The organism is Actinomyces succiniciruminis (assembly GCF_900002405.1).
GTDB lineage: Bacteria > Actinomycetota > Actinomycetes > Actinomycetales > Actinomycetaceae > Actinomyces > Actinomyces succiniciruminis.
On record NZ_LK995540.1, the window covers coordinates 119,099 to 141,838 of the forward strand.

Consider the following 22,740-nt stretch of genomic DNA (forward strand, 5'->3'; position numbering starts at 1 on the left):
GGGCGCCGTCGTGGCATATGCGCGGTATGGAGCCGGAAAGTGGGAGGCGCGGTGGCGGTGATCCGGGTTCATAGGTGGAGGCCTGCCTAGCATCACCAAATCGTCATGATTACTAATTGGTATGTGCCCTGGCCCATAGGTGTCCTGACACTTATGGTGATGTCAATCGTTCGACCTACTGATGATCACTACGAGGACCACCATGAGATCGCGACACCTGGCCCGGCTGGTCGTCCCCCTGACGGCCCTTTGCCTCGCTGCCCTTGATCCCGGCGCAGTGGCTGCGCCGACCGCGGTTACCGGTTCCGCCATCGGCGGTCCGGTGGTAGTGGCCGCCCCGGTAGGCGGCATGCTGAGCGCGAGCCCCGGCGCGAGTGTCGCCGACGAGCAGGCGGCTGCCGCTGCCGCCCCTGCCGGTGCGGACGCTGCGACCGTCACGATCAACCTGCTGGGTATCAGCGACTTCGGCGGCCACATCGAGCGGGTGTCCACCGACAGCGAGGGCGCGCAGCTGGTCTCCGAGCCCGGCGCCGTCGCCCTGGCGTGCGAGGTCGCCGCCGCCCGGTCAGCCACGCCGGGCACCCTGCTGGTCTCCACCGGCGACAACGTGGGCGGCTCGGCCTATATCTCATCGGTGCTGGACGACCAGCCCACCATCGACATACTCAACGCCATCGGCCTGGACGTCACCGCCGCCGGCAACCACGAATTCGACAACGGCGCCACCGACCTCTCCGCCCGCCTGCTGGGCGCCTTCGACGCCCCCGTGCTGGCCGCCAATGTCACCGGCAACGACGCCCTGCTCGCCGAGGGGGACGGCGACGGCGTGTGGACGACGCAGGTGGACGGCGTGACCGTCGGCTTCATCGGCCTGGTCACCGACTCCCTGCCCAGCCTGGTGGCCGGCTCGGCCCTCGAGGGACTCGAGGTCGCCGACCTCGTGCACACCGCCAACGCCCGTGCCGCCGCCCTGAAGGACGGCGATCCGGACAACGGGGAGGCCGACGTCGTCGTCGTCCTGGCCCACGAGGACGCCGCGGTCTACGCCACCCAGTTCAACGGTTCTGTCGATGCCGTCTTCGGCGGGCACACCCATGTCGCCCACGCCACCACCGTCACCGGGAAGGACGGTAACCGCATCGCGGTGGTCCAGTCGGGCCAGTACGGGGAACTGCTGGGCAACATCACCCTGTCCTTCGACCCCGCCACCGGTGCCGTGGGCGTGGTGCAGGCCGCCAACATCGACCTGGCCGCCTCGAGCTGCGCCACCGACGCCTATGGCGTCCAGGCCATCGTTGACCAGGCCGCCCGCGAGTCCCGCGCCGCCGGTGCCCGCGTGCTGACCAGCCTGGGCACCGGCTTCTACCGTGGTACCAACACCGGCTCCGACCCCGGTGCCAACCGCTCCACCGAGTCCACCGCAGCCAACCTCATCGCCGACTCCTACCGCGCCTGGCTGACCACCGATATTCGCCCCGAAGGCGACCACTATGTGGGGCTGATGAACCCCGGCGGCGTGCGCGCCGACTACCTGTTAGGCGACCTGACCGAGGGGGAGGCCTACACCGTCCAGCCCTTCGGCAACGAGATGGGGTACGCCGCCTATACCGGCGCCCAACTCAAGGACGTGCTCGCCCAGCAGTGGCAGCCCGACACCTCCCGGCCGGCGCTCATGCTCGGCGTCTCTGCCAACGTGCAGGTCTACATCGACCAGGACGCCGCCGACGAGCTCGAGGAGTACTGGAGCCGAATCTCCAACGGCGCGCAGACCGCCGCCGAACTCGAGTCCGCCATCGACGCCGCTCGCGCCCGCGTCATCCGCTCGGTTTACGTCGACGGTGTCGAGCTCGACGACGACGCCAGCGTGGTGGTGGCCTCCAACTCCTTCATGCTGTCGGGCGGCGACGGCTTCACCGTCCTGCGCGGGGGCGAGGTCTCCAGTACCGGCATTCTGGATCGCGCCGTCACCGCCGAGTACCTCCAGGGAGGCGGTGCCGCCTCCGCGGACCTGGCCAAGCGGCAGATCGGCGTCGACCTGGACGTTGACGCCGCCGGCGGCAGCGCCACGGTCCGTTTCACCGGGCTGAGCTTCACCGCCGCCTCCGAACAGGCCGCGCCCGGCGCCGCCGCGGAGGTCACCGCCACGGTGGCCCTGGCGGACGGCGGCACTCAACATCTGACCAGTGCCGCCATTGATGCGACCATCACCCCCGAACTTCCGGAGACCGGCGCCAGCACGCTGAAGATCACCCTGCCCGCCGACGTCGACACCACTACCTGCCCGGCTGACGCCGGCAGCGGCGCCGGCGTCAGCGCCAACGCAGCCTGCGCCGTCGTCTCCTTCACCCTGGTGGCTCACGACGGTTCCACCCGCAGCGTGGACCTGCAGGCCCTGGTGCCGGTCGCCGCGGCCGCCGCTCAGGCCGATGTCGGCGTCCCGGAGGCGGCCGATCAGGTGATCGTCGCCCCCGCTGACGACCCCCTGGCCGGCTTCGAGGTGCCGGACTTCCTGGGCTCCTTCAGCGTGATGGCGGTGACCGTGGTCGCCGCCTCGGGGCTGGCCTGCTACCGCGTGATCCGCCGGGGCCTGCGCAGGCGGCACTATGCCGTACCGTCGGAGGCGTGAGACGACGTATTGATCCCGCCGCGGGCGCCCACGCCGTGCGCCAATGGGCGGCCGCAACCGATGCCGACGCTCGGCCGCAGCGCGCCGATACGGCTACCGCGGTGCGATACACCCTGGAGGAGCTGGCGACCTGCGCTCCCGGGCATGCCGTGGAGGTGCGGGTGCCGCCCTTCGGCGTCACCCAGGCGGTCTCCGGCACCGTGCACCGCCGGGGGACCCCGCCCAGCGTGGTGGAGACCGACGCCGCCACCTGGCTGGCCCTGGCCACCGGCCGCCTGGGCTGGCGGGAGGCGCTGGACTCCGGGGTGCTGCACGCCTCCGGCGAGCGCTGCGACCTGTCCGCCTACCTGCCGCTGCTGCGCGCCTGAACGCCCGGTCGGACAAGAAACTTCGTTGAAGTTCGCTGGCCTCTTCACAAGAGCGTCCGTTCGGGCATATGCTTATGCCCGAACGGACTTCAGGGTGGAGGTACGCAGTGAACGCCGAGCAGCGCCAGCAGGACATCGTCGATGCCGTGTCCCATGAGGGTCGCGTCGCCGTCGCCGACCTGGCCGCCCGCTACGGCGTCACCGTTGAAACCATCCGCCGCGACTTGACCGCCCTGGACCGCGCCGGCGCCGTGCGCAAGGTCCACGGCGGCGCCGTCCCCGCCACCGTGCTGGCCCTGCCGGAGACCGCCGTCGCCGAACGCGAGCTGCTGGGCGCCACCGCCAAGCAGGCCATCGCCGCAGCCGCCGTCGGCGCCCTGGGCTTGCGCCCCGGGGCCACCATCCTGCTCGACGCCGGCACCACCGTCGGCTGCCTCGCCCGGCTCCTGCCCGAGGGTCTGGGGCTGACGGTGGTAACCGACTCCGTACTCACCGCCGCCCTGCTGGCCGGCCGCAGTGACCTGACCGTGCGCATGCTCGGCGGCCAGGTCCGCGGCATCACCCAGGCCGCCGTCGGCCCCGAGGCCCTGGATGCGCTCGCCACCCTGCGCGTGAGCGTGGCCGTCATGGGCACCAACGGCCTGACCGCCGAGCACGGCCTGTCCACACCCGACCCGGACGAGGCCGCCGTCAAGCGTGCCATGGTCCGCGCCGCCCGCCGCGTCGTCGCCCTGGCCGACGCCACCAAGATCGGCCAGGAGCACCTGGTCTCCTTCGCCGACATCGACGACGTCGACCTGCTGGTCACCGACGCCGCCCTCCCTACGCCACTGGCCGCACAACTCGCCGACACTGGAACCGAGGTCCTCATCGCATGATCATCACACTCACCCCCAACCCCTCACTGGACCGCACGGTCACGCTCGCCGGTCCGCTCGTGCGCGGTGGCGTCAACCGGCTGCAGTCGGTCACCACCGAGCCGGGCGGCAAGGGACTCAATGTCGCCCGCGTGCTGGCCCGCGCCGGCGAGGCCGTAACCGCCGTCCTGCCCGCGCCCGAGCACGACCCGCTGGTGACTGCGGTCAAGGCGCTGGACGCGCCCGGTCTGAGCACAATCCCCGTGGATGTGGCCGGGGCCGTGCGCATCAACACCGCCGTCACCGAGCCCGACGGCACCACCACCAAACTCAACGAGCCCGGCGCCACCCTGACCGACGCCGAGGTCGCCGCCGTGGAGGCGGCCCTGAGTCGAGCCGTGGAGGCGGGTGCGCCCGTCGGCGCTGGGGCCGACACTCACAGCTGGGCCATCCTGTCCGGTTCGCTGCCGCCCGGCGCCCCCACCGACTGGTACGCGCGCCTGGTCGGTCTGCTGCGTCGGGCAGCCCCCGGGCTGCGCATCGCGGTCGACACCTCCGACGCCCCCCTGGCCGCCCTGGCCGCCGCCCTGCCCGAGGCCGCCCCCGACCTGATCAAACCCAACGGGGAGGAACTCGGCCAGCTCGCGGGCCTGCCCCCCGAGCGCGCCACCGCCCTGGAGGAGGGCGCGCTCGCCGGCGACTACGCCCCCGTCGCCCAGGCCGCCCGCGTCCTGGTGGACCGCGGCGTGGGCGCGGTGTTGGCCACCCTCGGCGGCGCCGGTGCCGTCCTGGCCACCGCCTCCGGTGCCTGGCGGGCCACCGCCCCCGCCGTCCCCGTCATCTCCACCGTCGGCGCCGGGGACTCCTCCGTCGCCGGCTACATCCTGGCGGACGTGCACGGCGCCGCCGCCCCCGAGTGTCTGGCCACCGCCATGGCCTACGGCTCCGCCGCCGCCGGCCTGCCCGGTACCACCCTGCCCGGCCCCGCCGACCTGTCCACGCAGGCCGCCGAAATCACCGAGCTCTGACCAGCCCGCAACCACACCACCACTAACCAGGAGACCACAAGGAAGACAACATGTCCCAACCCACCAACGCAGCGAACACGCCGCTGATCGTGCCCGAACTCGTCCGCCTGGACGCGTCCGCCGGCACCGACAAGCAGGCGGTCATCAACTACCTGGCAGACGTCGTCGCCGCCGCCGGCCGCGCCGACACCACCGAGGGGCTCGCCGCCGACGCCCTGGCCCGCGAGGCCACCGCGCCCACCGGCATCCCCGGCGGCATCGCCATCCCACACTGCCGCAGCCCGCACGTGCTCGCCCCCTCGCTCGGCTTCGCCCGCCTGAACCAGCCGGTCGACTTCGGTGCCGCCGACGGGCAGGGCGCCGACCTCGTGTTCATGATCGCCGCCCCCGCCGGCGCGGACGACTTCCACCTGCAGCTGCTGGCCAAGCTTGCCCGCGGGCTGATGAAGTCGGAGTTCACCGGCGCCCTGCGCGCCGCGGCCACCCCCGAGGACGTCGCCCGACTGGTCACCGAGCAGGTCCAGCCCGAGCTGCTCGACGACGGCGCCGCCCCCGCTCAGGAGGATGCCGCTGCGCCCGCCGCGGCTCCCGCCGACACCGGCCGCGTCATCGTCGGCGTCTCCTCCTGCCCCACCGGTATCGCCCACACCTTCATGGCTGCCGAGGCGCTCGAGCAGGCCGGCAAGGAGCGCGGCGTGACCGTGCGCATCGAGGGGCAGGGCTCGGGCAAGATCGACTGGCTCGACGCCGACCTGGTGGAGGCGGCCGACGCCGTCATCTTCGCCCACGACCTGCCGGTCAAGGGCCTGGAGCGCTTCGCCGGAAAGCCCGTGATCGACGTCGGCGTCAAGGCCGCCGTCAACGACGCCGGGTCCCTGGTGGATCAAGCTCTGGCCGCCATTGATGATCCCGGCGCCAAGCGGGTGGCGGCGGGCGCCGGTGGCGGCGAGGCCGAGGGCGAGGAGGAGCACGTCCACTGGGCGCGGCGCCTGCAGCGCTCGGTGATGACCGGCGTGTCCTACATGATCCCCTTCGTGGCCGCGGGTGGTCTGCTCACCGCCCTGGGCTTCCTGTTCGGCGGCTACGACATCACGAACAACGCCTCCAACATCGTCACCGACTCCAGCCTGTGGAACCTGCCCGACCTGGCGAACCCGGACATGGCCGCCCCCAACGCCCTGGGCGGGTCGCCGCTGATGGCATACATCGGCGCGGTCTTCTTCATGCTCGGCTCCACCGCCATGAACTTCCTGGTGCCGGCACTGGCCGGGTACACCGCCTTCGGCCTGGCCGGACGCCCCGGCATCGCCCCCGGCTTCGCCATGGGTGCGCTGTCGGTGGCCATCGGCGCCGGCTTCATCGGCGGTCTGATCGGCGGCCTGCTCGCCGGCTACATGGCCTCCTGGCTGGCGGGGCTGGACGTGCCCCGGTGGCTGCGCAGTCTCATGCCGGTGGTGATCATCCCGCTGTGCACCACGCTGGTGGTCGGCTCCCTGATGTACATGGTCCTCGGTAACCCGCTGGCCTCCTTCATGACCTGGATGAGCGACTCGCTGACCTCCATGGCGGAATCCGGCTCCGGGGTCGTCCTGGGAATCATCGTCGGACTCATGATGTGCTTCGACCTGGGCGGGCCGGTCAACAAGGCCGCCTACCTGTTCGCCACCGCCGGCCTGTCGGCGGCCACCACCGCCTCCTACGAGATCATGGCCGCGGTTATGGCGGCCGGCATGGTGCCGCCCCTGGCCCTCGCGCTGGCCACCACGGTGCGCCCGGGCCTGTTCACCGACGTCGAGCGGGACAACGGGCGGGCCGCCTGGCTGCTGGGCGCCTCCTTCATCTCCGAGGGCGCCATCCCCTTCGCCGCCGCCGACCCGCTGCGCATCATCCCGCCGTCCATGGTGGGCGGTGCCGTGACCGGCGCCCTGTCCATGGCGCTGCACGTGGGCTCGCGCGCCCCGCACGGCGGCATCTTCGTGTTCTTCGCGATCGACAATCTGCTCGGGTTCTTCATCTCGATCATCGCGGGCATGGTGGTCACCGCCACCGGCGTGCTCATCCTCAAGCAGGCCCGGGCTCGCAAGCTCGTCGCCGAGGCCGCCGCCGAAGCGGCTGCCGCCTGACCCGGAGCGGCGCCTCCGAACACGGGCGCCCCTCCCCACCGAGATCGGTAGAAGTTACGTACCGAGATCGGTAGCAGTTACGTGCCGAGGTCGGTCGATATGACCGGCCTCGGCACGTTGCTCGTGGCGCCCCGCCAGATCGGGGCCGGGCAAGCCCTTTCTCCCCGGGCTTCTCTGTGTTACCGGCGGCGGCTGCGGAGCCAGTTCGGTAGGTGTCAAGCCCCGGGTTTCGTAGAGGCTGTTTTATCTGGCGCCGGTGGTTGCCGGCTGGGGTTGGTTGATGGTGGTCTGCTCGCCGACGTCCTGGGCGTCGGCGGTGTCGGTGTCGTCTGGTGGGGTGTATGCCTGCTCGTGCTCGATCGGGGCGTGCATGCCTATGGCGGAGTGAGGCCGGACGGTGCCCGACCAGTTGCACCCACTCGACGTTGGCGAGCTCGACATCGTCGATGCCCTCCCAGGGCCCGTGGGAATCGAGGTACTTGTGGTTGCGGATGAGCTGCCTTGTAGAGCGAGTTGAGGGCCTCGGCCAGCGCGTTGTCATAGGAGTCGCCCTTCGACCCCACCGAGGCCACCGCATCACAGTCGGACAGGGCCTGCCCGCATTCGGATGGCCCGGTACAGCCGCACCCCGGTCGGAGTGGTGAATCAGGCCGGTAAGGTCGGTCCCTTCTCGCTGGCGCTGCCAGATGGCCATTTTCAGGGTGCCCCTGGGCCAGGTCGGTGTACAGGTTGGTGGAGGTCTGCCACCCGATGATCCGGCGGGAGTAGACGTCGGCGGGCGAAGGCGACGTACACCCAGCCGGACAGGGTGCGTACGTAGGTGGGGGTACCTCCCACGTAGTGGGGGAATGTCCGCCACCCACAGCTCGTTGGGCATGAAAGCCGAGAAGTGCCTCCTGACCAGGTCCGCGGGGCACTGCTCCTTAGGAGCCGACCGGGTCGTCCTGGGCGATTTGGCGCGGCGGATGCCGTGCAACCCCATGTCCCGCATCAGGCGCACGGGCGGTGCAGCAGGCATCGCATGCCCCAGACCATGCCGGGCGGAGGCCTCAGGCCGGCCCCGCATGGCATGCATCTTGCGGGCGCCCAGTACGCAGTAGTTGTCGGCGTGGACCCGCCTGATCTCGGTCTTCAGGGCCTGGTCGCGCACAGCCTTGGCGCTGGGGGGACGGGACTTGGCTGCGTAGTAGGTGCTCGGGGCGAGCTTGACATCGGCGCTGGTCAGCGCCTGGCAGAACCGGCACAGGCCCCGCAGCTCCTCCTTGCGGGAGTCGATGTACTCACAGATCAGCGGGACGGGCGGCCTGGCTCCGCCGCGAAATAAGCTGACGCGCTCCTCAAGATCGCATTCGCCCGCCGCAGCTCGCGTACTTCCTTCTCCAGCTGCCTGATCCGTTCAGCATCCTGACTGGTGGTTCCCGGCCGGGCGCCCGCGTCAATCTCGGCCTTCTTGACCCAGGTACGCAGCGCCTCGGGGTGGACACCCAGCTCCTCGGCGATCCTCCAGGTTCGCGCCCCTGGACCTCTCGGGGTCCCGGCGGGCCTCTGCACAGCCAACCTGGTGGCCCGCTCCCGCAACTCCTCGGGATACTTCCTCTGCGCACTCCCGGCAGTGATCCTTCCGTGTATTCACTGCCTCCATCAAACCCGGTGCAGTTCACGAGGTAGGTCCGTGCGCGGATCTACTCGCTAGCACGATTAACCGGAAGAATACGCATGCTGCGCGAGTGTGTGTTGGTGCTGCTCGGGGAATCGACCGCGGCGGTGCCCGCGTGCGTGGTGTTGGGGTTAGTCGTCGACGTAGTTCTCCCCGTATTTTTCAATATAGTACCGCTCGCGCTCGTTGATTGCGGTTACAGCTGGAGACTTGATCGTGACATTGATGGATTTGTCTGACACTGACATGCTCAGTGTGACCTGATTTGCGAGTATCCACTTGGTTCTCTGTCTTCCGCCACGCCCGCTCGAAGCCTCGCCAACGCCGTACAGGTACGTAAGCTCCTTGATGTAGCTGTCGTAGGCCGAGCGTAAGGACGTCGCCCACCTTTCGTCCGCCGCCGCGGATAGGGCGAGTGAGCTGAGCTGGAACGACGCGCCGCTGCATTGGCCTTCAAAACGCGTAAGGTTTCCGTCTTCTTGGCTGTCGGTGGACAGTTCGGTGGTGAAGAAGCGTCCGTCGTCGGGGGCGGGTGTCCAGCCGAGTTTGTCGCGGGTGGCGAAGGCGGTTTCCCAGGTGATGGGCCAGTCGAGTTCGGTCCAGGCGCGAATCCACTCGATAGCGCGCTCGACGGGTAGGATTTTCATTTCGGTCATTGGTGGTTTCCTATGTCGCTGGCGTGGGTCGGCGTGTGCCCGGGGTGCTGGTATTGATTCTACAGGGCGGCCATGGCCTCCTCCATGGCCTGGATTATCTGGGGCGTCAAAGAAAAGTACGTCCTACCGCTGGCCTGGGCGGGTCCTGCCTCGGGGGTTGAGTACACCTCGACAAGCAGCTTGGTGCGCCCGTCTTTCACGTACTGCCATATCTGGGGATTGTCATGGAAGTACTGGACCACTCGGGGATCGGTGACCATACGGTCACGCACGTAGGCCGGCGTGGCCTGGGTCGCGGGACCCTCAAACCTCGTGGAAACCTTCTTGGTGGGCACCTTCGCAGTGCCTCCCTTGAACTCGGGAAACACGATCTCACTACCATCGGACTTGATCCCCATGCTATCAAGATGGTTCCTGCCCGGACCGGAAGCACCGAGACCCTTGGACCGGAACGGATCCGGAATCTCATACCCCTCGCGCGCCAGAGCCTGCTCCCCGCCCCGCTCACCAATGTACTCAGCAACACGCCGCTCCACAGGCCGTGCCTTCGTGGCCTGCTCCGCGGCATCACGGAGCGTGTCTCTCTGTCGACGGCTGTAGCCGGCGTCGGTTAGTTCATCGAGCGTGTTGTCGAGGTTTTTTTCGTTGAAGGCGCTCATGTCGTAGCCGGGCGGCATGGCGTCCTTGAGACGCTGCTCGGCCGCCTGGCGGCTGGTCCTGGCTGCGTCACGCTGAGCAAATAGACTGTTGAGCTCCGCCAGATCAGCGGCCTCACGACGCGCGGCTTGTTCGGCTGCGGTTTCGGTGGCTTGGCGGGTGGCTTGTCTGGTGGCGGCGGTGGTGACCGTTCGGCGGGCGCCCAGTGCGATGGTGGAACCGGGGATGAAGGTGAGGGCGAAGTCGAGGGCGTCGAGTAGTAGTTGGCCGGGGGTGGCGTTCTTGAGGTACTCGGCGATGGCGGTGTTGGGGTCGCGTAGGTAGGAGGCTAGACCGTGGCCGTGGGCGAAGGCCCAGGTGACTGCTCCGGCGACCCCCAGGGCCAGTCCCACTGAGGCGCAGGCGGCCAGGGCGAGCATGGCGATGTAAGCGGTAACCGCGATCTGCTGGCCAAAGGAGAGCTGGTCCCACCAGTAGGCCAGGGCGTCCAGTAGGCCAGCGAAGAAGACCTGGTCTCCGTCCACGGTTACCGACGGGCCGATGGTGCGGGCCATGCTCAGCCCGTAGGCCAGGCAGGCCGCGGAGGCGGCGATGCCGATCGTGAGGGCGATGAGCCGGAACCGGCTCCGGGAGGCGGGCTCGGAGCCTGCGACCACCCGGGCTTGAGCCTGGGCGCGGGCCTGGATGACCGCCGCTTGTGCCTGGCGGCCGGCGACCATGCGGGCCGCCCGGTCCAGACCCGGCCGGGCGTAGGCGGCCAGAATGGTGGTGAGATCAGCCCGTGTGGAGGCCGCCAGCGCCCGCACCAGTCCGGCCAGGCCGCGCAACCACCCCGACAGGGCAGAACCGACGCTTGGAGCCGGAGCCGGCATCCCGGAACCAGGCGCCGGCGAGGGGCCTCCCACTGGTGGCGGAGAGCCTTCGGCCGACAGCACGCCGCCGGAACCGGTGCCGATACCCGGGACCGGGTGTGTTGGTGGTGCTGCGGTTTGTGCCGCTGGCGGTGGGGTCGTGGTGTCTGTGGTGGGTGTTACGGCGTGCTGCTGGTGATAAATGTCGATGAGTAGGCACGCTAAGAAGGCGATAGCTGCGAGCCAGGGCTGGGCGTGCCCGCGGCCGCCTGCGGCCCACGCCAAGATCATCCAGTCGGGTATGCCCTGCCCGGATTCCAGCCAGGAGAAGAATGCGGCGGTGGCGTTGTAGGCGGCGTGGTCGGTGACCACCACCAACCCGGTCACCAGCCCGGGAACCCATGCCAGAATCCGGCGCGCCACCATCCGCCCCGCGCCCGGCCGCGCGGCGGCCACGTGTCCGGCTGGTGTGACGGGGTTGCGCCACAGGGCGATGCCGATCGCGATCGCACTGGCTACGAGCATGGTGGAGACCTGGTGGCCGACCACCATGGTCGACCCGCCGCGATCATCCCCGACCAGCACGCCGATCAGGCCGGAGTCGGGGATACTCAAGGCCCCGGAGGTGAAGGGGTTCAGGCCGTAGGACACGCGCCGCTCACCGATCAGTGAGACCAGTAGTCCAGGGGAGGGCAGGCGTCGGGCCCCGTCTTCGGCGATCGTGAAACCCGCGCCGGCGGCCATGCCCAATAGTGCCCAGTCCACCGTGGACATGTGCCGAACCCGCCCCGGCGCCACCACCGCCACGACCAGCAGGGGCAGTAGTTTGCCGGGCTCTTCAATGAATGCGGCCAGGGCGATGCTCATCCCGTCATCGACGTCGCTCATACCCGCGGATGCGCCTAGGGCCCGGGTGAACAGGGCTACCAGGCCCGCCCACGGCACCGCCAACGACAGCATCAGGGCGATAGAGCGCCACTTGATGGTGCGGGTACGCGCGGCCAGGGCCAGCAGCCCGGTGCAGGCGGTCATGAACACCGCCGGCACCATCGCCACCCCGACCCGCGGTACCACCGCCAGCACCACCAGCAGCAACACCGCGGCGGCCCACTGGCTGAACCTCGAGACCCGAAACAACTTCCGTGCAAACCGCTCGTGCCGCCCCAGCCAGCCGCACCATCCCGCCAACGCCCGCTCCCACAGCTCCGGCGGCACCGGAGGGGACGGGGCAACCGGGGCGGGCACCTGCGCAGCCGCGGACAGCGGACTCATAACAGGTACCACGCCAGAAACCGGCACCGGCATGTCAGGAGGCGGTGATGTCGGCTCGCCGTAGGGCCGCGACGTCGGCGGTTGGTCTGGCATTACCCCATAGGTGTACTGCCTCGGTGCCTGTGCGCCCGGACCCGCCGGGCCGGGGCTCACCCACTCCCCGGAACCCGGCACGAACGACGGCGGTGGTGCGTCAGCGTCACCGGGAACCAGACGCCCTGAGCCTGTAGGCGGTTGCCCAGGAGGAGGCGACGCAGGCGATGGCGAACAAGACGACGAGGGCGACGGCGCAGGTGCGGCAGGTGGCGGAGGAGGCGGAGGTGGAGCGGGCGCACCCCCAGCAGCCGCCGATGCCAACCGGCCCCGCCAGGCGTCGTCGTCGCCTGCCGCCTCGCGCACAGCGCCCTCGCCGTCGGCCATCAACCAGCCCTCTCAGGAACCACCAGGAATAAGTAACGAAACTGTAACTCCTGGTACGTTGCGATGTCAAAACACGCGCTGGCAGCCGACTCCCGGAGACGCGGCTCCATTGGGTCCGCGGCGGTGTGAAGTGACCTACACTGGGCTGGTCTTCCACCCCACCAACCTCCCGAGATTGCTCATGCCACACCTATATCGCCGCCTCGTCGCCTTCACGGCGGCCCTGGCCCTCGGCGCCTTCGCCCCGGCAACCACCGCCCCGGCCACGGCCGCGGAGGCCGCCGAGGTCACCACGCTTTCCATTCTCGGCATCACCGACCTACACGGCCACATCGAAACCACCGGCGACGAGCCCGGCGCCGTCACCCTGGCCTGCGAGGTCGCCGCCGCCCGCGCGCGCATCCCCAGCACGCTCTTCGTCTCCAATGGTGACAACGTCGGCGGCAGCGCCTACATCTCCTCGATCCTCGACGACCAGCCCACCATCGACGTCCTGAACGCCATCGGCCTGGACGTCACCAGCGCCGGCAACCACGAGTTCGACAAGGGCATCACCGACCTCGCCGACCGCCTCCTGCCCGCCTTCAACGCCCCGATCCTGTCCGCGAACGTCACCGGCAACGCCGCCCTGGGCGCCGAGGGCTCCGGCAACGGCACCTGGATCACCGAGGTCGACGGCGTCACGGTCGGCTTCATCGGCGTCGTCACCGAAGAGCTGCCCAGCCTGGTGTCCAAGTCCGCGCTCGAAGGCCTCACGGTCTCCGACGCGACCGCCACCGCCAACGCGCGCGCCACCGCGCTGAAGGACGGCGACGCCGCCAACGGAGAGGCCGACGTCGTCGTCGTCCTGGCCCACGAGGACGCCGCCATCTATGGCAACCAGTTCAACGGCGCCGTCGACGCCGTGGTCGCCGGCCACACCCACGTGCCCTTCGCCGACGTCGTCAAGTCGACCGACGGCACGGACATCGCCGTCGTCCAGCCCGACCACTACGGCCTCAAACTCGGCGAGATCTCCCTGACGGTGACCACCGCCGCGGACGGCACCAAGGACGTCACCGCCGCCACCGCCCGCAACCTCGACCTGGCGGAGTCCGACTGCACCACCGACGCCTACGGCGTGGCCGACATCGTCGCGAAGGCGAAGACGGACTCCGAGGCCGCCGGCAACGAGGTCCTCACCACCCTCGGCTCGAACTTCTACCGCGGCACCGACACGGGCACGGACTACGGGGCCAACCGCTCCACCGAGTCCACCGCCTCCAACCTCATCGCCACCTCCTTCGCCTCCTGGATGGCCGAGGACATTCAGCCGTCCAGCGACTACGCGATCGGATTGATGAACCCCGGTGGCGTGCGCGCCGACTACCTGGCCGGCGACCTAACCGCGGGGGAGGCCTACACGGTGCAGCCCTTCGGCAACGAGATGGCCTACGCCACCTACACGGGCGCCCAGGTAAAGCAGGTGCTCGCCGAGCAGTTCCAGCCGACGACGACGCGCGCCGCGCTCATGCTCGGAACCTCGGACAACGTCGAGGTCTACCTCGACCAGGACGCCGCCGACCAGCTCGAGGACTACTTCACGCAGATCTCCACCGCCGCCTCCGAGGCGGATCGGGCCGCACTGGTTGAGAGCCTTGCCGACGACATCGCCGACGCACGCTCGCGGGTCATCGACGCCGTCTACATCGACGGCGAGCTGCTCGACGACGCGGCGACCGTCACCGTTGCCTCCAACACCTTCCTCCTCGCGGGCGGCGACAACTTCGACACCCTGGGCGAGAAGACGATGATCAACACCGGCATCCTCGACCGCACGGTCACCTCCGAGTACCTGGTGCGCATCTCCCCGGCCACCGCCTCCTACGACAAGCACCAGGTCGGCACCTCGCTCGCCATTGACGGCGACACCGTGACCGCCCGCTTCACTGGACTCAGTTACTCGGCCACTGCCGAGCAGGGCGTGCGCGACGCGGCCACCTCGATCGCCGCCACCGTCGCCATGGCCGACGGCACCACCCGCACCCTGGCGACGAGCGACATCGACCAGTCGGTCACCCCGGGCCTGCCCGAGACCGGCCAGGCGACGCTCACCTTCACGCTTCCCGACGGCGTCGCCACCCAGGACTGCACGGTCGACGGCGTGAGCACGACGTGCGCGACCGTCTCCTTCACCATCACCAGGGCCGACGAGTCCACCGAGACGCTCGCCGTCACCGCCCAGGTCGTGCACGCGGTCTCGCCGGAGACACTGGCACCGCCGACGCCCAGCGCGGCGGTGGGACCGGCCACCGGGGCTCCGATGACGGCCGGCGTGGTCCCGGTAGTCGCCGGTACGCCCGCCACCGGGAACGGCTCGCGTGGCGCCCTGGCCCGCACCGGCGCGCCGATCGCCCTCGGCATGCTCGCCCTCGGCCTCATGGGCGGTGGCACCCTGCTGACCGCCCGCCGACGCGACTAGGGCCCGCCGGATCGGCTTGTGGGATGATGCTCCGGTGAGCTTTGGTGACCCCGACCGGACCACCCCGCCCTCCGGCGGCACACTCGCCCCTGCCCGCCCCGCTCCGCCGCTCGCCCTCGGCGAGGAGGTGAACGAGGAGTGCGGCGTCTTCGGCGTCTGGGCGCCGGGGGAGGAGGCCGCGCGGCTTACCTACTTCGGCCTGTACGCCCTCCAGCACCGCGGCCAGGAGGCCGCCGGCATCGCCTCCACCGACGGCAGCAAGATCCTGGTCTACAAGGACCTCGGCCTGGTCTCCCAGATCTTCGACGACGGCACTCTGTCCAGCCTCACCGGCCACCTCGCCGTCGGACACGTCCGCTACGCGACCCAGGGCGCCGGCACCTGGGAGAACGCGCAGCCGATGCTCGGGCCCGCCGCCGGCTCCACCCTGGCGCTGACCCACAACGGCAACCTCACCAACACCCGGGAACTCATGGAGGCGGTCCACCGCACCAGCGGGGAGGACCTCACCGGCGAACTCGGCCGCGGCTCCTCCACCGACACCGCCGTCATCGCCGCCCTCATGGAGCTGGTCTCCCAGCGTGGCCGCCTGGACGCCTGGGACTATGACGCCGTCGACGCCGACACCCCCCTGTACCTCCCGGTGACCGATGCCGACGCCGCTCCGCCCTTGAGCATCTCCGCCACCGCCCGGCGGGTGCTGCCCCTGCTGCGCGGCGCCTTCTCCCTGGTGTTCATGGACGAGCACACGCTGTACGCCGCCCGCGACCCGCACGGCGTGCGTCCCCTCGTCCTCGGCCGCCTGCAGCGCGGCTGGGTGGTCGCCTCCGAGAGCGCCGCCCTGGACATCCTCGGGGCCGCCTTCGTCCGCGAGATCGAGCCCGGCGAGCTGATCGAGATCGATGCCGACGGCGTGCGCTCGACCCGCTTCGCCACGCCCCGCCGAGCCGGCTGCGTATTCGAGTACGTCTACCTCGCCCGCCCGGACACGCGCATCGCCGGCACCTCGGTGATCGCCGCCCGCAACGCCATGGGGGCGGCCCTGGCCCGCGAGCACCCGGTCGACGCCGACCTGGTCATCGCCACCCCCGAATCCGGCACTCCTGCCGCCATCGGTTACGCCCAGGCCTCCGGCATCCCCTACGGGCAGGGACTGGTGAAGAACACCTACGTCGGCCGTACCTTCATCCAGCCCACCCAGACCCTGCGTCAGCTCGGCATCCGGCTCAAGCTCAACCCGGTGCGGGAGGTCATCGCCGGCAAGCGCCTCATCGTCGTCGACGACTCGATTGTGCGCGGCAATACCCAGCGCGCCCTGGTGCGCATGCTGCGGGAGGCCGGCGCCGCGCAGGTGCATGTGCGCATCTCCTCCCCGCCGGTGCTGTGGCCCTGCTACTACGGCATCGACTTCGCCACCCGCGCCGAGTTGATCGCCACCGGCATGAGCGTGGAGGAGATCCGCGACTCCATCGGCGCCGACTCCCTCGGCTACCTGTCGGTGGACGGTATGGTCGCCGCCTCCGGGCAGGACGCCGACGCCCTGTGCACCGCCTGCTTCACCGGCAACTACCCCACCGCCACGCCCACCACGGGCCCGCTACCCGGTGCGCCGGCCGCCCGCGTCCCCGGCGCCTACCGGCGTCGTCGCGCCGACACCGACGCCGCCCCCGTCCCCGCGGCCCCGCGCCGCGTCACCCGCCCGGACCTGAGCGCCGGCAGTCCCCACCGGGCCCCAGCCGACCCCGACGCCGCCATGTCTTCGGGTGCCGACGCCGCATCCGCCCGGCACGCCGTCACCCCCGCCGACCCCGCACCGGAAGGAACCGTCCGATGAGCCAGAGCGACGCCCCCAACGCCCCCATCACCTACGCCGCCGCCGGCGTCGACACGGCCGCGGGCGACCGGGCGGTCGAACTTATGAAGGCGTCGGTTGCCGCCACCATGACCCCCGCCGTCGTCGGGGAGGTGGGCGGTTTCGCCGGAATGGTCGACGTCTCCGAGCTGCGCAACTACCGCCGCCCCCTGCTGGCCACCTCCACCGACGGGGTCGGCACCAAGGTCGCCATTGCCCAGGCCCTCGACATCCACGACACCATCGGTCAGGACCTGGTGGGCATGGTCATCGACGACATCGTGGTGGTCGGCGCCCGCCCCCTGCTGATGACCGACTACATCGCCTGCGGCAAGGTGATCCCGCAGCGCATCGCCGACATCGTGCGCGGCGTGGCCCAGGCCTGCGCCGCCGTCGGCACCCCCCTGCTGGGTGGGGAAACCGCCGAGCATCCCGGGCTGATGGGCCCGGACGACTACGACGTCGCCGGTGCCGCCACCGGCGTGGTGGAGGCCGACCGGGCGCTCGGTGCGCAGCGGGTGCGTCCCGGCGACGTGCTCGTGGCCCTGGCGTCCTCCGGCCTGCACTCGAACGGCTACTCACTGGTGCGCCGCGTGGTGGATCAGGCCGGCTGGTCCCTGGACCGTGAGGTGCCCGAGTTCGGCCGCACCGTCGGGCAGGAGCTGCTTGAGCCCACGCGTCTGTACACGCGGGTGCTGCTTGACCTCATCGCCCAGATCGACCCCGCCGACGTCGACCCCGCCGAGTTGCGCATCCGCGCCCTGGCGCACGTCACCGGCGGCGGCCTGGGGGCGAACCTGGCCCGCGTCCTGCCCGCCGGGACCATCGCCGTCGTCGACCGGGGTACCTGGGTGGTGCCCGCGGTATTCGACGTCGTGCGCCGCCTGGGCGCAGTCCCGTGGGACGACCTGGAGTCCACCCTCAACCTGGGGGTGGGAATGGTCGCGGTGGTATCCCCGGACGCTGCCGATGCGGTGCTGAGCGGAGCCGCGGCCGCGGGCGTGCCCGCCTGGGTACTGGGCGGCGTCGAGGACGCCGCCGACTACACGCCCCGGGGCCGGCTGATTGCCGGCACCAAGGGCGTGGACGGCGGTGGCGTGGACCTGCTGGGGACCTACCGGATCGCTTGAGCCGGCACCTGGGCGGGACCGCCAGAGGCCGTTGCGGGCCCGGCGGTGCGTCGCGGCGTCATGCGGAGACGCTCAGGCGCCGCACTCGCGCATGGCGGCGTGCGGCGAAGCGCCGGGGCAGGCGTCAGGCGTCCTCGTCGTCCCAGTCGTCGTCGACCGCGTACTTTGCGGCCAACTCCTCATACATGTCGTCGTCGGACTCGGCGTCGGGGGACGCTGCGGAGGACGCTGTGGCGAGCTCGCGTTCGAGCGCCGCATAGTCGGTCTCCGGGCTGAAGTACTTGAGCTTGCGGGCGACCTTGGTCGCCTTGGCCTTCTGACGGCCGCGCCCCATAGGCTCGACCCCCTCCAACATATCTCTGGGCGCGCACGTGGGCGCGCAGCAACTGGGCAAATGTGTCGTGGGGCAACCGTACAACGTCGCCGCGCCGAAACACCATTCCACAGGCGGCGCTTCGGCCGTGGTAAGGCCCACGGATGGGGCGCCGCACCGCTGGGAATACGTGTATGTGGGCGGGGTCGGGCGGCGCGCGGGATGGCGGCGGCGTGCGCCTAGCGGCGCAGGGCCTTGATCAGGGCGAATACGCTCAACCCGGCCAGTCCCGCCACGGCTCCGGTGACCAGTGCGAGTGCCTGCGGATCTCCGTCCTGGGCGTCGTCGAGCAGACGCCGGGCCCGCTCAATGAGTGACAGGCTGTCGGCTCTCGGCGCGTCGGCGGACACCAGTGGAGCGCCGGCGTCGCCCTGCAGGCGGGCCTTCAGGCCGGTGGCCGCCGATTGGGCGCGCTCGCGCAGGTCGGCCACGGTTGCCTCGGTGGTGGAGCGGGCCACCGCCTTGAGGGCGTTGGGGGCCAGGCGTTGAGTCAGCTCCTCAACATCGTTCACAACCGATGCGCGCAGGTCGGCCAGCCGGGCCTCGATCTCCTCCGGGGTAGCCGCTGCGGCCGAATTGTTCTCACTCACTGCTGGCTGCCCTTCTCGAAGCCGGTGGCGGCGGCGGACTTGACGGTGTTCAGATCATGCTGGAGGGCGCCCTTCGGGTCGGGCATGTCGGCCTTGGCGGCCTGGAGGCGCTTGGCCCCCAGCAGTGCGGCGATGGCGGCGACGATCAGCAGCACCACGGCGACGATGAGCTTGGCTGCCCAAAGGGGCAGCGCGAGTGCAATCAACTCCACGATGGTTCCCAGCAGGAAGCCCACGCCGTACAGGGCGACGACTCCAGCCACGGCAAGCAGGGCACCGCCCACGCCCATGGTGGTGGCCATGCGCTTGCCCTTGGCCTTGGCCAGATCGATCTCACCATGCACCAGTGCGGAGACGTTGTCCGAGATCCGGGTCACGAGCTCACTGAGCGTCGGCTGCGCCGCCGAGGCGGATGACGAGGACGCCGTTGGGGGCTGTTTGGGTTGTTGGGCCTGCTGGCTCATGGAACCGACCTTCTCATGCCTGCTGATGAACAATCCCGGGGCGGCGGACGGCCGCTCCTACTGCTTGCACCAGAATCTCACATGCCGGGCCCTGATCGCAGCCCTCCGGCCGGGTGCGCGCGTCTGGTTCGCCCAAAGCGGTGCCAGCGCAACCGCGCGGTGATGTTTGGGCGGCGCGGTGGTGTTCAGGTCGGCAATACTGCCGGGCGCGGCGTGCCTGTTTGGACCGCTCACGCGCGGTTGGACCGCCGTAACCGGCGGCTACGGCGGTCCAACGGGGGCACAGCGGTCCAATGGGGGCGCGGCGGTCCAAGTGCGCTGGAGGGAGGGCGGCCCTACTCCTGAGACCAGGCCTCCCACAGGCTCGCGTATTCCCCGCCGCGGGCGACCAGCTCGTCATGCGTGCCCAGCTCCACGATCCGCCCATCCAGCATGACGGCCACGCGGTCCGCGTCCTGCGCGGTGTACAGCCGGTGCGCCACCTCGATCACCGTGCGCCCGGCCAGCGCCGTGGACAGCGTCCGCTCCAGGGTGCGCGCGGCGTGCGGGTCCAGCAGGGAGGTCGCCTCGTCCAGGATCAGCGTGTGCGGGTCGAGCAGCACCAATCGCGCCAGCGCCACCTCCTGCGCCTGCGCGGGCGTGAGCGTTAGGTTTCCCGAGCCAACCCGCGTGTGCATGCCCTCGGGCAGCGCCTCCACCCATGCCTGCGCGCCGATGGCCGTGATCGCGCGGGCAATGGTGGCGTCGTCCGCGTCCGGGCGGCCCAGGCGCACGTTGTCGGCGATCGTGCCGGAGAACACGTGCTGCTCCTGCGTCACCAGAGCCACATGCCGGCGCAGCTCCGTCTCCGTCAGATCGGTCAACGGCACGCCGCCCACCGTCACCGACCCGGAGGTGGGCGGGTTGATGCCCGCCAGCATTCGCCCCAGCGTCGACTTGCCTGAGCCCGACGGGCCGACGACGGCGAGCCGCTCCCCGGGCACCAGGTCCAGGTCGATGCCGTGCAGCACCTCCACGCCCCGGCGGTAGGAGAAGCGGACATCGCGCAGACGCATACGCGTGTCCTCGGGCACGGCCCCGGTGGGGGTGCGGTCCTCGGGCACCTCCTCCACCCCCAGGATGCGCGTGAGCGACGCCTGGGACACCTGCACCTGGTCGATCCAGTACATCAGCTGGCCGATCGGCTTGCGCAGCTCCATGGCGTACAGGGTCACGGTGGTGATCGCCCCGAGGCTCGCCCAGCCGCGGGAGGCCAGGAACCCGCCCCACAGCAGGATCACCACCACCGGCGCGCGCCAGGCCACGTCCAGCACCAGGTACAGGCGCAGTCGCAGCCAGGCGGTGAACTTCTCCAGGCTCCAGGCCTCCGCGATCGATGCGGCGATGACCTCCTCCCGGCGGCGGCCGATTCCGAGGGCGTCAACCGTAAAGGCGTGGTCGACAGTCTCCGAGACGACGCCGTTGACCCGCGCATCGGCGGCAGAGCCGGCACGGTAGGCGGGCACCGAGATCGGCAAGTACCAGCTCATCATCGCCCAAACCGGAGGGCCCACCAACAGCAGCCCTGCCGCCAGCAGGGGATCCGACACCGCCGCCGCGGCGATCGTGAACACGATCGTCACCGTACACACCATGATCTGGGGCACGCCCACCCGCACCAGGAACTCGATGCGGGACACGTCATTGGTGGTCCTGCCCACCAGATCGCCGGTCCCCGCGGACTCGACCGCGGACAGGGGCAGGTGCACCACGCGGGTCATCATGCGCTCACGCAGGTCAGCGAACACCGACTCCCCGAGCGTGCGTGCACGCAGCTGGGCGAAGCGGTTGATCATTGCCCCGACGAGCGTGACCAACACGATCACCAGGACGATCTTGTCCACATAGTCGACGGTGGCGGTGCCGGCGGAAACGCGAGTCACCAGCCGACCCAGCAGCTGCGGGGCCACCAGGGTGGCCAGCACCGCGGTGATCTGCAGGATCAGCACCCACACGAAGCGCATGCGGTAGGAGGCCATGATGCCGAAGGTCTTGCGCATGGCCACCTTGCCGGGGGCTACGGGCAGCGCCATTAGCGGGCCACCTCCTCGGTGGGGGCGACGGCGTTCGGTCGCGCCGACGGCGGGGTCCGCGGGGTTTGGGCCGCGCCCGCCTGCGGTTGCTCCCCCGTGGCCCGGGCGACGACGGCGCGGTAGGCGACGGCGTCGGGGTCACCGGCCCGGGCGCGGGTCAGCAGCTCCCGGTGCGGGGCGCGCAGGCGCTCGCGGCCGGCGTCGTCGAGGAAGACGACCTCATCGCAGACCTCCAGCACCAGCGGGGAGGCGGTGGTGACGATCGTGGTGCTTCCCGCTCGGGCGGCGCGTACCCGCCGCGCCACCCGGGCCTCCGTATGCGAGTCCAGAGCGCTGGTCGGCTCGATCAGTACCAGCGTCGGCGCCTGCGTGAGCAGCGCCCGGGCCAACGCCACGCGCTGCCGCTGCCCGCCGGACAGTGACCGCCCCCGCTCGGTGATCATGCCCGCCAGCCCCAGGTCCAGGGAGGAGAGAACGTCGTGGGCGTCGGCCACCTCCAGGGCGGCCAGCAGGCGCTCGTCGCCGTCCGCGCGGGTCACCGCCGCGTGCACGTTCTGGTCCACATCGGCGACCCCGGAACGCTCTCGTTCGGCGGCCACCAGAGTGTCAACGTCAACCGGTGCGGGTGCCGCCCCGCCGCGCACGTCCAGCGCCTCGCGCAGGGTGCCGGTGAACAGCTGCGCCGTCGCCCCGGAGACCACGATCGAGGCGCGCACCTGTTCCAACGGCATGTCGGTCAGGGCCCGTCCGGCGAGCGTGACGGTCGGAGCGGCGTCGTCGAAGCGGCCCAGGCGGGTGGCCAGTGCGGCGGAGGCATCCGGATCGGCGGCGACAAGCGCGGTCATGCGCCCGGGTGCCAGCACCACCCCCGAGGCGGAGTCCACCAGCTCGCCTTCCACGGGTGCAGCACGCGTCGGGTCCAGCGCGAGCCGCTCCGAGACGGTGCCGGCCGCGGGTGCCACCGCGAGCAGGCGCGCCAGGCGCCGACTGCCCACCAGCGCCCGCGTGAAGTCCTGCACCGAGTAGGAGAAGACCATCAGTGGCCAGGACAGGTAGGCGGTGTAGCCGTAGAAGGTGACCAGCTCTCCGGCAGTGATCGCCCCGGTGATGGCCATGCGGGCCGCCGCCCACACGACGACGGCGACGAACAGTCCCGGTAGCAGCACCTGCAGGCTCATCAACAGTGACTGGGCCCCGGCGACGTCGACGCCACGGCGCCGCAGCTCCTGGGAGGCCTCCCGGTAGCGGCGGGACCACCGGCTACCTGCCCAACCCATCCATGG

General features: G+C 70.6%; 17 protein-coding genes. 8 read left to right on the forward strand and 9 right to left on the reverse strand.

The window, feature by feature from the left end; all coding sequences use genetic code 11:
* Positions 1–202 precede the first annotated feature (202 nt).
* From BN1056_RS12995 to BN1056_RS13015, 5 genes are all read left to right on the forward strand, one after another.
* Positions 203–2,626: a bifunctional metallophosphatase/5'-nucleotidase gene (locus BN1056_RS12995; protein WP_244671714.1), complete on the forward strand. Its 2,424-nt coding sequence runs from the start codon at positions 203–205 to the stop codon at positions 2,624–2,626.
* The gene (locus BN1056_RS13000) at positions 2,623–2,994 is read left to right on the forward strand and encodes a sterol carrier family protein (protein ID WP_210581846.1); all 372 of its coding nucleotides are present in this window, start codon (positions 2,623–2,625) and stop codon (positions 2,992–2,994) included. The genes BN1056_RS12995 and BN1056_RS13000 overlap by 4 nt, the downstream gene beginning before the upstream one ends.
* A 107-nt stretch (positions 2,995–3,101) precedes the next feature.
* Positions 3,102–3,872, forward strand: coding sequence for a DeoR/GlpR family DNA-binding transcription regulator (locus BN1056_RS13005; protein ID WP_210581848.1), 771 nt, complete (start codon positions 3,102–3,104; stop codon positions 3,870–3,872).
* The gene (locus BN1056_RS13010) at positions 3,869–4,879 is read left to right on the forward strand and encodes a 1-phosphofructokinase family hexose kinase (protein ID WP_210581851.1); all 1,011 of its coding nucleotides are present in this window, start codon (positions 3,869–3,871) and stop codon (positions 4,877–4,879) included. Before BN1056_RS13005 ends, BN1056_RS13010 begins: the two co-directional genes overlap by 4 nt.
* 50 nt (positions 4,880–4,929) lie before the next feature.
* Positions 4,930–7,002 carry a PTS fructose transporter subunit IIABC gene (locus BN1056_RS13015; protein WP_210581853.1) on the forward strand — a complete coding sequence of 691 codons (2,073 nt, stop codon included), beginning with the start codon at positions 4,930–4,932 and terminating at the stop codon, positions 7,000–7,002.
* A 243-nt stretch (positions 7,003–7,245) separates the two neighbouring features.
* Here BN1056_RS13015 and BN1056_RS14990 read toward each other — a convergent pair whose 3' ends face one another.
* The 4 genes from BN1056_RS14990 to BN1056_RS13030 all read right to left on the reverse strand — a co-directional run bounded on the left by BN1056_RS14990 (position 7,246) and on the right by BN1056_RS13030 (position 12,095).
* Positions 7,246–7,374: a hypothetical protein gene (locus BN1056_RS14990; RefSeq protein WP_280516476.1), complete on the reverse strand. Its 129-nt coding sequence runs from the start codon at positions 7,372–7,374 to the stop codon at positions 7,246–7,248.
* A 915-nt stretch (positions 7,375–8,289) separates the two neighbouring features.
* Positions 8,290–8,631 carry a transposase gene (locus BN1056_RS15145; RefSeq protein WP_425306132.1) on the reverse strand — a complete coding sequence of 114 codons (342 nt, stop codon included), beginning with the start codon at positions 8,629–8,631 and terminating at the stop codon, positions 8,290–8,292.
* A gap of 159 nt (positions 8,632–8,790) precedes the next feature.
* Positions 8,791–9,315 (reverse strand): DUF6301 family protein, encoded by a 525-nt coding sequence (locus tag BN1056_RS13025; protein WP_210581857.1) that lies wholly within the window; start codon positions 9,313–9,315, stop codon positions 8,791–8,793.
* 59 nt (positions 9,316–9,374) lie between these two features.
* Complete coding sequence (locus tag BN1056_RS13030; protein WP_210581859.1) at positions 9,375–12,095, reverse strand: hypothetical protein; 2,721 nt, start codon at positions 12,093–12,095, stop codon at positions 9,375–9,377.
* 601 nt (positions 12,096–12,696) lie between these two features.
* Between BN1056_RS13030 and BN1056_RS13035 the strand changes: the two genes are divergently transcribed.
* The 3 genes from BN1056_RS13035 to purM all read left to right on the forward strand — a co-directional run bounded on the left by BN1056_RS13035 (position 12,697) and on the right by purM (position 17,958).
* The gene (locus BN1056_RS13035) at positions 12,697–14,976 is read left to right on the forward strand and encodes a bifunctional metallophosphatase/5'-nucleotidase (RefSeq protein WP_210581861.1); all 2,280 of its coding nucleotides are present in this window, start codon (positions 12,697–12,699) and stop codon (positions 14,974–14,976) included.
* 127 nt (positions 14,977–15,103) lie between these two features.
* Entirely contained in the window at positions 15,104–16,810 is a 1,707-nt protein-coding gene (gene purF, locus BN1056_RS13040; protein WP_244671725.1) for an amidophosphoribosyltransferase, read from the forward strand.
* On the forward strand, positions 16,807–17,958 hold the full coding sequence (purM, locus tag BN1056_RS13045) for a phosphoribosylformylglycinamidine cyclo-ligase (protein ID WP_210581865.1): 1,152 nt from the start codon (positions 16,807–16,809) through the stop codon (positions 17,956–17,958). Before purF ends, purM begins: the two co-directional genes overlap by 4 nt.
* Before the next feature lie 124 nt (positions 17,959–18,082).
* On the opposite strand, the gene BN1056_RS13050 is transcribed toward purM, so the two are convergent.
* The 5 genes from BN1056_RS13050 to BN1056_RS14865 form a co-directional block, all read right to left on the reverse strand.
* Complete coding sequence (locus BN1056_RS13050; protein ID WP_210581867.1) at positions 18,083–18,292, reverse strand: DUF3073 domain-containing protein; 210 nt, start codon at positions 18,290–18,292, stop codon at positions 18,083–18,085.
* Positions 18,293–18,510: 218 nt separating this feature from the next.
* A complete protein-coding gene (locus tag BN1056_RS13055; protein ID WP_210581869.1) occupies positions 18,511–18,921 on the reverse strand; it encodes a hypothetical protein in 411 nt (136 codons plus the stop codon).
* Positions 18,918–19,385, reverse strand: a complete 468-nt coding sequence (locus BN1056_RS13060) for a phage holin family protein (RefSeq protein ID WP_210581871.1) — start codon at positions 19,383–19,385, stop codon at positions 18,918–18,920. The genes BN1056_RS13055 and BN1056_RS13060 overlap by 4 nt, the downstream gene beginning before the upstream one ends.
* Positions 19,386–19,720: 335 nt before the next feature.
* Positions 19,721–21,457 carry an ABC transporter ATP-binding protein gene (locus BN1056_RS13065; RefSeq protein WP_210581873.1) on the reverse strand — a complete coding sequence of 579 codons (1,737 nt, stop codon included), beginning with the start codon at positions 21,455–21,457 and terminating at the stop codon, positions 19,721–19,723.
* On the reverse strand, positions 21,457–22,740 hold a 1,284-nt coding region (locus BN1056_RS14865), incomplete at its 5' end, for an ATP-binding cassette domain-containing protein (protein WP_244671715.1). The genes BN1056_RS13065 and BN1056_RS14865, both read right to left, overlap by 1 nt.